The organism is Psychrobacter sp. VH5, assembly GCF_050572635.1.
Classification (GTDB): Bacteria; Pseudomonadota; Gammaproteobacteria; order Pseudomonadales; family Moraxellaceae; genus Psychrobacter; species Psychrobacter celer.
Genome location: NZ_CP192145.1, coordinates 1,917,376 through 1,930,532 on the forward strand (window position 1 = coordinate 1,917,376; position 13,157 = coordinate 1,930,532).

Genomic DNA, 13,157 nt, shown 5'->3' on the forward strand with positions numbered 1-13,157 from the left:
CATCATTGTCATTAAGGGTTATGGGTTATCATCGTCATTATCATAAATATCATCATTATCACCGATGACGATGTGTTTATCGACAAAATAAATCAGCGCCAAAATTGGAATACCGATGGCAAAGGTAAAAATAAAGAAAAACGGATAACCCATGCTATCGACGATAGAGCCAGAATAGCCGCCCATCACCTTAGGAATCAAGGTCATCAATGAGGAAAAAATCGCATACTGCACAGCCGTAAAACGTATGGACGTCAAAGCAGACAAAAAAGCGATAAACACAGCACTGGCCAGCCCTGCCGCCAAATTATCAAATATCACCGCCATATACATGATAGGCAGGCTGCCTGGATTATACGTCAAAACCACAAACAATAAATTGGTCGCACATGCCAAGATGGCACCAATCATCATGGCATGCATGATACGAAATCGCTGCGCTAACAGTCCACCCAAAAAGCCACCAGCGATGGCCATAATCACCCCAACCAGTTTTACTGCATTGGCGATGTCGGTTTTGCTAAAGCCCATGTCTTGGTAAAACACATTGGATATGACCCCAGCGACGATATCAGAGATACGATATAAGCCGATCAACGCCAGTAGCAAAAGTGCTTTCATACCATAGCGTCTAAAAAAATCAACAATCGGCTCAATCCATGTCGCCATGGCAATTTGTTTGTTGACTAGCCCCGCCTGCACCAGCGCAAAGCCTGCTACTAAAGCGACCGCCAAGCTCATCAATAAATGCAGCGTCTCACTAACAAAGCTGACAAACACCCCGTCAAACGCTGGCAAGAGCTGCCCTATCAATACATAGGCGGCGATAAATGCCACGACAGCAAAGACAAACAATAATACCAGTCTGACATAGTCTTCACGCGTCTCGGCCACCAGTGGTGCTTTATTGATGATTTTTGGCTGATTGATAATAAAGTACAGCAGCAGCAAGGGCGCGCAAGCAACCAATGCCAAAAAGTAAAACTTGATACTGGGAAGAGCGACCTGCGGTATCAATGCCACAGGGGTATCGAGCGCCAAGTTAATCAGCATATTGAGTAAATAAACCACACCAAACAACAGCCCTGGTATGAGCAGCAACGCTGAATAAATCAAAAAAACCTTTAAATTGCGATGTTGTTTGTTGCTTTGCAATATCTCAGCGGTCGGCTCATAGCTGGCAAACGTCGTCAAGATACCTAATGTCATGACCCCTGCCATAATATAATAGGTATTGCGCCATGCTTCATAACTATAAAAAGCCTCCGTCGAGCCAAAATAGTCCGCCAAGTACAGCGCACCTGCCCCAGCGACAATCATACCGATACGGTAGCCTGACACATAAATAGAAGACAAAATCGACTGCATAGACGGCGGTGCCAGCTCAATACGATAGGCATCAATGACGATATCTTGGGTGGCTGACGAAAAACCCAGCAACACCGCCGCACCTGCCATATAAATCAGCACATCTTCACTGACAGGATTGATGGTCGCCATCAAAAAGATCGCCAATACGATAAGCAGCTGCGACACCACCATCCAGCTGCGACGCCGTCCCAACCACTTGGTCAAAAAAGGCACCGGCAGCGCATCAATCAAAGGCGCCCAAATAAATTTAAACGAGTAACCAAGTGCCGCCCAGCTAAACATCGTCACCACGCTGCGATCTATACCCGCTTCTCTTAGCCATAACGACAGACTAGAAAATATCAGCAAAATAGGAATACCGGCTGAAAACCCCAAAAACAGCATCACAATGACACGCGAGTCCAAATAAGCCTTGGCGGCCTCGCCCCATGATTTTTTTGCACTCGGTTGATTGGGTGGCACAGATTTGACAGCAGACATAATAACTCACCAGCACTTAGGACAGATAACACACCATCATACAGCACCACACGCGCATTGGGCTTTTATGACGATAGTCGTAATAACAAAACTGAATCATGGTACTTGAGAACGCTGACCTTGACTAGATATTTTTGTATGGGCTGGCAAGTAAATCGAATATTGAGGCTTTATGTTGTCCCTTTATCAATCACTGTATCCCTTTACCGCTTCTACCTTACTTTATTGTTAATCATATTTCTTATTCAACGCCGTGTCTTGCTTCTTTAAACAGTTCTTTATCGCAAATACGGTATGACAGTTAATAAAGCTTAATGTGACGAAAATTTATATATTCAAAACCTATGTTTACAGCATATATTCATAATTATCATAATTTGATAGCTATTTATTATATACAAGAATAATAACTTTGTTTTACACTAGGCCGTATTCGTACGTTTTCATTTTTATATACAAGCATTTTATATACAGGCAGGGTCTGTGTATTTATACAATAGGATTTAGTTATGGCAATCGACGTAGTGGTCAATCAGCGACATCTACAAATTCAGCTCAAACAGTTGGAAACGGTGTGGCACACGGTGATTAATGGCTATAACTTAAGCCAGGCTGCGACCGTACTACACACCAGTCAATCGAGCTTATCCAAACATATTGCCGCGCTCGAAAACCAGCTCAAGACAGACGTGTTTATCCGTCAAGGCAAACGGCTGACTGGGCTGACGGCGATGGGTACGGCGCTGATGCCGCATATTGAGTCTATCTTTGCTGAAATCCGCACCATCGAAAACCTAAGTCTGGATTTTAATAATCCAAATATCGGTACTTTGACAATTGCTACCACGCACACACAAGCCAGATACGTACTGCCAAAAGTGGTCAAAGAGTTCAAAGAGCGATTTCCAAAAGTCAACTTGATCTTGCAGCAAGCGGATCCTGAGACCATCGCGCAGATGGTCATTCGTGGGCAGGCTGATATTGGTATTGCAACGGAGTCATTGCTCCATAATAACTACCTACGCTGTTATCGTTATTATGACTGGACACACCGCGTCATCGTACCAAGCGATCATGAGCTTGCCGGTTTAGAAACTATTGATCTGCCGACGCTGGCCAGCTATCCGATTGTGACTTACCATGGCGGCTTTACTGGTCGCGGCGCTATCGACAAGACCTTTAACAATGCTGGTCTTGAGCCCGATATCGTTTTGGCCGCGCTCGATGCCGACGTGATTAGCACTTACGTGGGTCTAGGACTGGGCATTGGGATCATCGCCGAGATGGCGTTTGAGCCCAGTCACTATCAAAACCTAACCGCCATCCCCGTCGATCATTTTGGACGGTTTACCAGTTGGATGGCGGTGCGTGATGATGCTGAGATTCGCCAATATGGCCGCGCCTTTATGGAGCTGTGTCAGAAACAATTTGACAACTAAACAAAGCGGCTAGAGCGTCTGTCCTACCTTACGCTACCTTTATCGAGCTTATGCATAAGTGATAAAATACAGTCTCAAACGTTATTCAATGTTTGATTTCTTTTTTATTTCTGCATGTATTGCTGGACGCCTAGACATTGATTTGTACTGGATGTCGACCACTGCATGTCTATTTGCTTCTATGTAACAGGTGATACCGCTCATGGAAAAACTCGTAGCGATCATTATGGCAGTTTTTGCCGCCCCTTTGCTTATTGGCGGCGCTTATCTGCTCTCTTTAGGCGGTAGTCCTTACTATCTTTTTGCTGGCGCAGCGATGCTTGCGACCGCTTTTTTGTTGTTCAAAAAGCATTGGAGCGCTTACGGGGTGTACGCGATATTTATCGTTGTGACACTAGTATGGTCACTTTGGGAATCTGGATTTTATTGGTGGGCGCTGGCAACTCGCTTGGGTTTCCCACTAATCTTTGGTTTATTAATGCTTTTACCGTGGGTCTCTAAGAAGATGCACGGCAAACACGCTCAAGTAACAACCACAAACAACACTAAGAAAAGTCCTCTTTATTATTGGGGACTAATGGCCAGTGTGGTTGTGGGCGCACTGCTCTCTTTCGGTAGTATGGCCAATAATGCCACCGACAAATTGGGCGAGCTCGATTTAACTGCCAAAGACGACGGCGGTCAAAATGCCACTTCTACCAACCTTGGCGACCCATTATCCACTGGTAAGCAAACACCAGATGGTGAGTGGAGCGCCTATGGCCGTACTGATTATGGACAACGCTATTCTCCTTTGACTCAAATCAACACAGAGAATGTCAAAGATTTAGAACTCGCTTGGCAAATCCAAACCGGTGATGTCAAAGGTCCTAATGACGTTGGTGAAACCACTTATCAAGCAACCCCACTAAAGATCGGCAACGCCTTGTACATGTGTACGCCGCATAACTGGGTGCTAGCATTAGATGCCGACTCTGGTGAGACTCTATGGAAGTTCGATCCTAAGGTTGGCGAAAACCTCCAACGTCAGCATCAAACTTGCCGCGGTGTCTCTTATTACGCTGGTCAAGCTGGTACAAACAGAACTACGCCAGCAGCTAATGCTAGTACCGAGACAGCTAGCGATAGCGCCGTCAGTGACACCACTGATAATAACGTAGTAGCGGCTAATAAACCGGCTGCGACTGGCGATACATTGGTGCAAAAAATTGCTGGAAATACCTTTGAAAATCCTTCCAAGCAATGCGATGCCAAGATCTTTATCCCAACTTCTGATGCCAAGCTATATGCCCTCGATCCAAAAACAGGACAACGCTGTCAAGAGTTTGGTGAAGATGGCGCATTAGATTTGATGCACAACATGCCGTTCCAGCAAGCAGGCTACTATTACTCAACGTCTGCACCCGTCGTCGCAGGTGGGGTTATTATTGTCGCTGGTGCTGTTAACGACAACTACGATGTAAACTCACCCTCTGGTGTGATCCGTGCTTATGACGTGAATACTGGCGAGCTTATGTGGAACTGGGATTCAGGCGATCCTGACAACACAGCCCCTTTTGATGTCAATGATCCAACTCAAGTCTATCGCACCAGCTCGCCAAACTCATGGTCGACTGCCAGTGCTGATGAAGAGCTTGGTTTGGCCTACTTCCCAATGGGCAATCGCACGCCCGATCAGCTCGGTAGCTATCGTAATGCTGCTGAAGAAAAGTACGCAACCTCTGTGGTCGCACTAGATCTGAAAACTGGTGAAGCGCGCTGGGTACAGCAGTTTGTCCATCATGACCTTTGGGATATGGACACGCCTGCGCAGCCAACACTGCTTGACTTAGATACCGCTGATGGTGTCCAGCCTGCATTGGTGGTACCGACTAAACAAGGTGATGTTTATGTCTTGAACCGTGCCACAGGCGAGCCTATTGTACCTATCAAAGAACGTGATGCACCGCAAGGCTATCTCATTGCTGGTGAACATGCATCGCCTACACAGCCTTACTCTGGTCTAAGCTTTGCGCCTGAGAAACTGACTGAAAAAGATATGTGGGGCGCAAGTCTCATCGATCAGATGATGTGCCGTATTGAGTTCAACAAACTCAACTACGACGGTCGCTACACGCCACCATCAACCAATGGTACTTTAGTCTATCCTGGTAACTTTGGTACCTTTAACTGGGGCGGACTCGCTGTTGATCCTGAAAATGGCGTGATGTTCGGTATGCCAACTTATCTTGCCTTTACCTCAAAACTCATCGCTAAAGACACACTTGGCGATGTTGAGACCAATAAAGGTGAACAAGGTGTGAATGCCAACGAAGGCGCAGACTATGCGGTAGAAATGGGACCATTCTTATCACCACTTGGTGTACCTTGCCAGCAGCCACCATGGGGCACTATCGCAGGTGCTGATCTGGCCACAGGCGAGATTGCTTATCAGCGCAAAAACGGTACCGTACAGGACTTATCTCCTATTCCAATCAAGTTTGAATTGGGGGTGCCTGGTATTGGTGGACCTGTCATCACTAAAGGTGGCGTCGCATTCTTGTCAGCCGCAACAGAAAACAACTTCCGTGCTTATGATCTAAAGAATGGCGATGTCCTATGGAATGTACGTATTCCAGCAGGTGGTCAGGCTACACCTATGACCTACTTGAACTCTAAAGGTGAGCAAATGGTGGTATTGGTAGCTGGTGGACATGGTTCAGTAGGTACGAAGATTGGTGATTATGTGGTCGCTTATAAGCTTGGCGACCAAGCCAAATAAGTGATTTGAATAACTTACCATTTACATAATGTCATTTCAAAAAAGCAGGTAACTTCGGTTACCTGCTTTTTTATGTGCTGACGCTTTTTATTATACGTTTTTTCTTATGATGATAGACTTATTTATCAACGGATGCTGTTGCTCACCAAGTGCCTAAATCATCGACAATCTGTCTTTGTTATGATTTATTGCTACTCTGTAACACCGCTTGAAATCGATAGTGGTGACAAGCATATCAAGAGAAAATAATTAATCACTCTACTGGATAATTTATGAATAACAAAATCCCTTTATCGTTTTTGGATCTCGCCCCCGTACCCGAAGGTAAAACCGTCGCTGACGGTATCGCCCAAACCGTGGCAACCGCTCAGCAAGCAGAAAAAGTCGGTCTCAACCGTTACTGGATGGCAGAGCATCATAATATGCCAGGTATCGCTAGTGCAGCAACCTCAGTGCTGCTCTCACATATCGGTAGCCAGACCAGCCGTATCCGTATCGGTGCAGGCGGTGTGATGCTGCCCAACCATGCCCCGCTGGTCATCGCTGAACAGTTTGGCACCTTACAAGCGCTTTATGGCGATCGAATTGATCTCGGTTTGGGCCGCGCCCCTGGTACTGATGGTGCGACGTTTCAGGCACTGCGTCGGCAGATGAAAGACGCTGAGCGTTTCCCGCAAGACGTCCAAGAGCTGATGTACTTTTTGGGCAATGATACGGACAACAGCCCTGTACAAGCGTTCCCTGGCGCCAGATCAGGCGTCCCTATTTGGATATTGGGCTCGTCCCTTTTTGGTGCGACCTTAGCCGCGCATTTAGGACTGCCCTATGTGTTTGCCTCACATTTTGCTCCGCAAATGCTCGGACAAGCCATTGATACTTACCGTGAGCAGTTCAAGCCGTCTGCCTATTTAGATAAGCCTTATGTCATGCTTGCTGCAAACTTGTTACTGGCTGACGACGATGAGACTGCTCAGTATCACTTTACCTCAGCACAGCAGAGCTTTGTACGTTTGCGCCGAGGCGAAACGGGACAAATGCCCAAGCCCACTCATGATATGGACAGCATCTGGAGTGAGGCTGAAAAAATGATGGTAGATAATGCGCTGTCAGTTTCATTCATCGGATCTGTCGAAACGGTCAAACCAAAATTAGCTGCGTTTTTGGCAACCCATCAACCAGATGAGCTAATCGTCACGGCCAACATCTATGATCAAGCGGCGCGTCTACGTTCACTTGAACTTACACCTGAGCTAAATTTGTTTACTTTACAATAAGATGGAACGCTTGCATAATTATTGGTAAACTTTAACTGGATTTTTGACATGGAAGCAACTGCGGTTATCGGTGCATCACTTATGATTGGCTCGTCGATACTTATGTATATCTTGGCATTTCTTGCAGTCATGGCTATCGGTGGGTATCTGACCTACCGTACCAGTCCTAAGCGTAAGCAACGTCGAGAAGAAAAGCGTAACCGAGACAATATAAATTGACATTAAAACCCCCTTTGTTCTATTTTGAAAAAAGGGGGTTTTTAGTATTACAACGACCAGTTGACGCTATGTCCAACAAAGCACTGACTATATAAGCTACATCAGACCAAGCGCACGTAAGGCGGCCGCCCCAATCGCCATACCAAACATCCCCACCACTGTCGTAAAGGCCAAAATATTGGCCGCGAGTACATCATTGCCGCCCATGGCTTTTGCCATCACGTAGCTGGCGGCGGCGGTTGGTGACGCCACCATCAAAAATAGCACGCCCATATGCACCCCTGACAGCCCAAAGCTCAGTCCAACGGCGATAGCAACGATAGGCGCTATCACGATACGGCCAATACTTGCCTGCATGGACAAGCCCGATGGATGCAGCATCGATTTTAGATCAATACTCGCGCCAGCACATATCAGTGCCAGTGGTAGCGCCACAGCCGCCAGTAGATCGCCTGTCTTATGAATCACCCCCGTCAGCGGTGGTAACATCAGCGCCTTGTAGGTAAACGCGGCCAGTAGAGCAAGTATCAGTGGATTGGTAAACAGCTTTTTGCTGATCATCACACTGCGGCTCACCCACGTATCGTCTATGTTTTTCGACACACGGCTGAGCGTAATAACAGCGAGGATATTAAACAATATAGTCACCACGCCCATATAGACGGCACCAATACTCAAGCCGCGCTCGCCATAAGCGTTTGCCACAGTCGCTAAGCCAATGATTGCCATATTGCTACGAAAGACGCCTTGGACAAAAACCCCTTGATCGATGGGCCGACTGACAAAACGCGTGACATAGAGCTCTGCACCGACAAACAAAATAAAGGTCACGACAACACCTGCCCCGATCAGCGTGATTTGCTTAGCATAGTCCACTTCACTGTCGACCACACTAAAAAAAAGTAAACACGGCAAGCAGTAATTAAACACAAAGCTTGAGGCCTGATCGATAAAAACCTGACTGGCCTCACCGCGCCTTTGCATAAAAAACCCCAACCCCATCAGCGCTAAGTTAGGTAAGACAATGGTAATCGCAAAAATGATGGCTTCTATCATAAAAAACTCAAAAAACACCATAGACGCACAGCAGCACGTTTGCCGCCATGCCTCTATATCAGGTGATAAGGTGACTAGAAAATCAGATAAAGGCCTAATCTAGCATAAATCGGCTGACATTTGGTCTATCGCAATGCAGCTGTAGTCAATCCTACATAAAACTTGCACTATTAAATGCCGCAAGAAATATTTCTTGTCCGTGTTTGGGTAGATGATCTTTTACTGTCGCTGGCAGCTCTGATAAGGTATTGTAAGGCATAATCGCACTCCTTTTTGTCATTCATTGGCTTCATTGCCGATACAGTATTCTACCTGCTATTTTTGCTGTCGCCAAAAACCGCCAAGCCCTTAGCAACAAAAAACCCATAATGACAAATCATTATGGGTGTTAGGCGAGCCTCTTGCTGTCTTATATTGAATGACAAATCTGTGCCATCATCAAACGCTAAGCGTCGCCTGTGCTTTTTTTTGTTTTTTGACCGTCATAGCCAGCAGCTGAACCGCCGCCGGCGTCACGCCGCTGATGCGACCAGCTTGACCCAGCGTCGCAGGCCGTACTTGCGATAGCTTTTGTACGATCTCATTTGATAAGCCTGAGACCACACTATAATCAAAATCCATCGGTAATGCCGTACTCTCCAAACGCTTCATTTGCTCAATCTCTTCGGATTGACGGTCGATATAGCCGGCGTACTTGACCGAGATTTCTATCTGCTCGCCTACTTGCTCATCGACTTGCGAGTCAGTCATCGCAGCAATATCCGCAAAGTGAATCTGCGGACGTTTTAGTAAGTCAAACGCCGTGGCTTCTTTGGATAAGACCTCACCGGTTTGCTCAGTAAGTTTTTTTCCAAGGGCATTGGCAGGCGTGGCCCACATGTCTTTTAGACGAGCAGATTCGGTGGCGATGGCATCCATTTTGTCTTGATATGCTTGCCAGCGAGCGTCATCAACCAAACCGAGCTTGCGGCCCGTCTCGGTCAAGCGCTGATCGGCATTGTCCTCACGCAAGAGCAAACGATATTCAGCACGGCTGGTAAACATACGATACGGCTCTTTGGTACCGTGGGTGATGAGATCGTCGACAAGTACGCCCAAATATGCCTCGTCACGGCGCGGTGTCCACGTATCAAACTCGCTATTATTGGTGGTGACGAGTGCCGCGTTAGTACCAGCCAGCAGCCCCTGCACGCCCGCTTCTTCATAACCTGTGGTACCGTTGATTTGCCCTGCAAAGTACAAGCGATCAATGGATTTGGTCTCAAGCGTGGGCTTTAGGCTTTGTGGATTGAAGTAGTCGTATTCGATGGCATACCCTGGACGGGTGATGTGTGCATTCTCAAGCCCTTTCATACTATGAATAAAGTCTAACTGCACATCAAAGGGCAAGCTGGTTGAGATACCATTTGGATACAACTCATGTGTGGTCAGGCCTTCAGGCTCGATGAAGATTTGATGACTGTCTTTATCCGCAAAACGATGAATTTTGTCTTCGATAGACGGGCAATAACGCGGGCCTACGCCTTCGATTTTGCCAGAAAACATCGGCGAGCGATCAAGGTTTTCGCGGATGATGTCATGGGTACGCGCATTTGTGTGGGTGATGTAGCAATTGACTTGCTCAGGATGCATAGAGACATCACCCATATAGCTCATTACGGGTAGCGGTGTATCACCCGGCTGTACCGTCATGACGCTAAAATCCACCGTACGCGCATCGATACGCGCAGGCGTGCCTGTCTTTAGGCGGCCGACTGGCAGTTTGAGCTCACGCAAGCGGTCAGCCAGCTTGATAGAAGGCTGGTCTCCTGCGCGGCCACCTTTTGCGTTTTCAAGTCCGATATGAATGACACCGCCCAAAAACGTCCCTGACGTCAGAACGACTGTTTCTGTCTTGAAAACAATACCTGTCGAAGTAACCACCGCTGTCGCACGGCCATTTTCTACTAAGATATCATCGGCCGCTTGTTGAAATAAGTCAAGATTGGGCTGGTTCTCAAGCGTATGACGAATGGCAGCTTTGTACAAGATACGATCCGCTTGTGCGCGCGTGGCACGTACAGCAGCACCCTTACGGCTATTTAACACCCGAAACTGGATACCCGCCTTGTCGGTTGCCAATGCCATCGCACCACCTAACGCATCTATCTCACGTACTAGATGCGACTTGCCAATACCGCCAATCGCGGGGTTACAGCTCATTTGTCCGAGCGTCTCAATATTATGAGTGAGTAGCAAGGTCTGCGCGCCCATACGTGCGGCTGCCAGCGCAGCTTCTGTGCCAGCATGACCACCACCGATCACTATCACGTCGTAATGTTTTGGGTATTGCATGTATGCCTCACTTGACTCATAACGCGGCCCTCGCTCACTACTTTTTTGTCACGTAGCAAACGCCCAGCCCACAAACGTCAGTCGAATTAAAATCGAAGAAAAAATAAAAAGAGACAACGGCTCAGATAAGCCGCTGATCAGGGAGTAGATGACCCACTATTATAACAATTTTTTGATGTGTAAAAAATGCTCAAACAAAAACTATTTATAGCAAATAACTGAGGAAGCCAAAGTAAATAATTACCGCTTACTTACTCATAAAGCCGTATAAATGCCATTACTCTATGCTATTGCCAGGGCTTAGTGGCACGATACGATCTTTTTGACTACTGCCAAGCATATGGCGACTGCCATAGCCTTCTGGATTGATTTGCAAATACGCGTTCATTTGTCCAATCGCCTCACCATCGTTGCTGGCCAAGATAGTCTCTTTGATATGATCGACAGGCGGTAACGGCAGATTTTTGAGTAAGGCCAAACGCTGCGTATTGTCGCCTTTATTGACGACCAACTCAATCAGCTGGCGCGCATCGATGGGCAAATCAGGCGTGTTTTGTGCCAACAAGGCCAAGTGATAAGCACCTGCTGCGTCTTGATCGGCCACGATACGCTGCTCAATAGCGATATAAGTCGCTTCAGTGGCGCCGCCTGCCACACTGAGCTGATGGATACACTTAAGTGCCGAGTGTGGCTCATTATTCGCCATATCGATCAGACGCTGCGACTCAGCTTTTAAATGCTCGCGGCGTTTTTCAATAGCGGCTTGCTCATTTTGCGGTGCGGTGCTTTTTTCAGGATGATTCATAAGTATCTCTTATTATTAAAATGGCGTTTATCCTAAGCCCTATATGGGGTCAAAACCGCTAAAAACAATGCAAAATGCCGCATCACGCCCACAAAAAACCCGAGCCGTGCGTAGGCAGACTCGGGTCTTGGACAGATGTTGCGCCGTTACAGAGACCTTAGCGGCCACATCTTCATACAGATATTACGCTGCAGGGCTGTTGGCTTCAACCAATGGCTTAAGCTCACCTGATTGATACATCTCTAAAATAATATCTGAGCCGCCCATCAGCTCGCCATTGATCCATAACTGCGGAAACGTAGGCCAGTTGGCAATCTTAGGCAAGGTCGCACGAATCTCTGGGTTTTCTAAAATATTCACAAAGGCAAATGGACGGCCGATTTGCGTCAAGACTTCGATCGAACGTGCAGAAAAGCCACACTGCGGAAATTGTGGCGTACCTTTCATATAGATAAGGACTTTGTTGTCACGGATCTGATCACGAATCAGTTGTTCGACATCGTTTGCAGCAGTGTTTGGGGTTTGCTCACTCATAAAAGGCTCCTATTGATAAAGCGGTTTATTAAAAAGGTATGTGGGGTAACGATATTGCCAATTATTCATTCGATAAACAAATAGATAAACAAAGAAATAAAGGCTATGGCTGATACATGGGGCGATGGTCCGTATATTACAAGCATGGCTTGCTAGCGTTTGATCCATCGCCTAAACATTGTCAGTCCTCATAAAAGAAGTGCCAATATTATATCTCTCATCATTGTATCACCCGTCATCACACCCATCACAGCCACGCTACCGAGGCTCAGCAGCGAGCAATAATACCACGGCACTGGCCATGATGCCCTCTTGACGGCCGGTAAAACCCAGTTTTTCTGTGGTCGTGGCTTTGACACTGATGTTACTGACATCAGTTTGCAAATCACTGGCGATGTTGGTTCGCATCGCCTGATTATGGGGAGCAAGCTTAGGGCGCTCACACATCACGGTAATATCAGCATTACCAACCTTGTAGCCGGCGTCGACTATTTTCCTATACACATAGCGCAGTAACACTCGCGAGTCTAAGCCAGCATGCGCGCTATCAGTATCGGGAAAATGCTGACCGATATCACCCATCGCCAGAGCGCCAAGCAGAGCATCAGCAAGTGCGTGTAGCACCACATCACCGTCAGAGTGCGCAAGCAAGCTATGGGTGTGCTCAATCGGCACGCCAGCTAATATGACATATTGTTGCTGTTCACCATTGTTATGAAAAGCATGAACGTCAATACCTTGACCAATTTTTATCATTGTTCATCCAAAATTTTATTCAACATAAGCGAAACTTTTATGACAGCATCTAAGCTATTTTTAAAACTAGAAATTAGCTTGATAAGCATTGATTTTTAATTCAATGCTATAATATAGCGCCTATGTTA

Annotated in this window: 11 protein-coding genes; 4 read left to right on the forward strand and 7 right to left on the reverse strand. The window is 46.8% G+C overall.

Translation table 11 applies throughout. The annotated features are described in order from the left end of the window. Positions 1 to 18: 18 nt before the first annotated feature. Positions 19 to 1,851, reverse strand: coding sequence for an AmpG family muropeptide MFS transporter (locus ACNFVB_RS08080; protein WP_430737140.1), 1,833 nt, complete (start codon positions 1,849 to 1,851; stop codon positions 19 to 21). Between the two features lie 509 nt (positions 1,852 to 2,360). On the opposite strand from ACNFVB_RS08080, the gene ACNFVB_RS08085 reads away from it, so the two are divergent. The 4 genes from ACNFVB_RS08085 to ACNFVB_RS08100 all read left to right on the forward strand — a co-directional run bounded on the left by ACNFVB_RS08085 (position 2,361) and on the right by ACNFVB_RS08100 (position 7,544). Continuing rightward, positions 2,361 to 3,290 (forward strand): LysR substrate-binding domain-containing protein, encoded by a 930-nt coding sequence (locus ACNFVB_RS08085; protein ID WP_288998353.1) that lies wholly within the window; start codon positions 2,361 to 2,363, stop codon positions 3,288 to 3,290. A 202-nt stretch (positions 3,291 to 3,492) separates the two neighbouring features. Then, a complete protein-coding gene (locus ACNFVB_RS08090) occupies positions 3,493 to 6,051 on the forward strand; it encodes a membrane-bound PQQ-dependent dehydrogenase, glucose/quinate/shikimate family (RefSeq protein ID WP_430737141.1) in 2,559 nt (852 codons plus the stop codon). A 272-nt stretch (positions 6,052 to 6,323) separates the two neighbouring features. Then, the gene (locus ACNFVB_RS08095) at positions 6,324 to 7,325 is read left to right on the forward strand and encodes an LLM class flavin-dependent oxidoreductase (RefSeq protein WP_430737142.1); all 1,002 of its coding nucleotides are present in this window, start codon (positions 6,324 to 6,326) and stop codon (positions 7,323 to 7,325) included. 48 nt (positions 7,326 to 7,373) lie between these two features. Continuing rightward, positions 7,374 to 7,544, forward strand: a complete 171-nt coding sequence (locus ACNFVB_RS08100) for a hypothetical protein (RefSeq protein WP_430737143.1) — start codon at positions 7,374 to 7,376, stop codon at positions 7,542 to 7,544. Between the two features lie 96 nt (positions 7,545 to 7,640). Here the strand turns inward: ACNFVB_RS08100 and ACNFVB_RS08105 are convergent, their stop codons facing one another. The 6 genes from ACNFVB_RS08105 to ispF form a co-directional block, all read right to left on the reverse strand. Next, the gene (locus ACNFVB_RS08105; RefSeq protein ID WP_430737144.1) at positions 7,641 to 8,600 is read right to left on the reverse strand and encodes an AEC family transporter; all 960 of its coding nucleotides are present in this window, start codon (positions 8,598 to 8,600) and stop codon (positions 7,641 to 7,643) included. Between the two features lie 151 nt (positions 8,601 to 8,751). Continuing rightward, positions 8,752 to 8,859 (reverse strand): ChaB family protein, encoded by a 108-nt coding sequence (locus ACNFVB_RS08110; protein WP_430737145.1) that lies wholly within the window; start codon positions 8,857 to 8,859, stop codon positions 8,752 to 8,754. Between the two features lie 179 nt (positions 8,860 to 9,038). Then, positions 9,039 to 10,934, reverse strand: coding sequence for a tRNA uridine-5-carboxymethylaminomethyl(34) synthesis enzyme MnmG (mnmG, locus tag ACNFVB_RS08115; protein WP_430737146.1), 1,896 nt, complete (start codon positions 10,932 to 10,934; stop codon positions 9,039 to 9,041). A 277-nt stretch (positions 10,935 to 11,211) separates the two neighbouring features. Then, positions 11,212 to 11,739, reverse strand: coding sequence for a hypothetical protein (locus ACNFVB_RS08120; RefSeq protein ID WP_105246033.1), 528 nt, complete (start codon positions 11,737 to 11,739; stop codon positions 11,212 to 11,214). A 183-nt stretch (positions 11,740 to 11,922) separates the two neighbouring features. Further along, a complete protein-coding gene (gene grxD / locus ACNFVB_RS08125) occupies positions 11,923 to 12,273 on the reverse strand; it encodes a Grx4 family monothiol glutaredoxin (protein ID WP_075102413.1) in 351 nt (116 codons plus the stop codon). 258 nt (positions 12,274 to 12,531) lie between these two features. Next, positions 12,532 to 13,029 (reverse strand): 2-C-methyl-D-erythritol 2,4-cyclodiphosphate synthase, encoded by a 498-nt coding sequence (gene ispF / locus ACNFVB_RS08130; protein WP_430737147.1) that lies wholly within the window; start codon positions 13,027 to 13,029, stop codon positions 12,532 to 12,534. Positions 13,030 to 13,157: the final 128 nt, after the last annotated feature.

What these genes read in the sequence shown, in the direction of transcription:
- ACNFVB_RS08080 (WP_430737140.1), bottom strand. Translation starts at nt 1,851, where the DNA reads ATGTCTGCTGTCAAATCTGTGCCACCCAATCAACCGAGTGCAAAAAAA.
- ACNFVB_RS08085 (WP_288998353.1), top strand. Translation starts at nt 2,361, where the DNA reads ATGGCAATCGACGTAGTGGTCAATCAGCGACATCTACAAATTCAGCTC.
- ACNFVB_RS08090 (WP_430737141.1), top strand. Translation starts at nt 3,493, where the DNA reads ATGGAAAAACTCGTAGCGATCATTATGGCAGTTTTTGCCGCCCCTTTG.
- ACNFVB_RS08095 (WP_430737142.1), top strand. Translation starts at nt 6,324, where the DNA reads ATGAATAACAAAATCCCTTTATCGTTTTTGGATCTCGCCCCCGTACCC.
- ACNFVB_RS08100 (WP_430737143.1), top strand. Translation starts at nt 7,374, where the DNA reads ATGGAAGCAACTGCGGTTATCGGTGCATCACTTATGATTGGCTCGTCG.
- ACNFVB_RS08105 (WP_430737144.1), bottom strand. Translation starts at nt 8,600, where the DNA reads ATGATAGAAGCCATCATTTTTGCGATTACCATTGTCTTACCTAACTTA.
- ACNFVB_RS08110 (WP_430737145.1), bottom strand. Translation starts at nt 8,859, where the DNA reads ATGCCTTACAATACCTTATCAGAGCTGCCAGCGACAGTAAAAGATCAT.
- mnmG (WP_430737146.1), bottom strand. Translation starts at nt 10,934, where the DNA reads ATGCAATACCCAAAACATTACGACGTGATAGTGATCGGTGGTGGTCAT.
- ACNFVB_RS08120 (WP_105246033.1), bottom strand. Translation starts at nt 11,739, where the DNA reads ATGAATCATCCTGAAAAAAGCACCGCACCGCAAAATGAGCAAGCCGCT.
- grxD (WP_075102413.1), bottom strand. Translation starts at nt 12,273, where the DNA reads ATGAGTGAGCAAACCCCAAACACTGCTGCAAACGATGTCGAACAACTG.
- ispF (WP_430737147.1), bottom strand. Translation starts at nt 13,029, where the DNA reads ATGATAAAAATTGGTCAAGGTATTGACGTTCATGCTTTTCATAACAAT.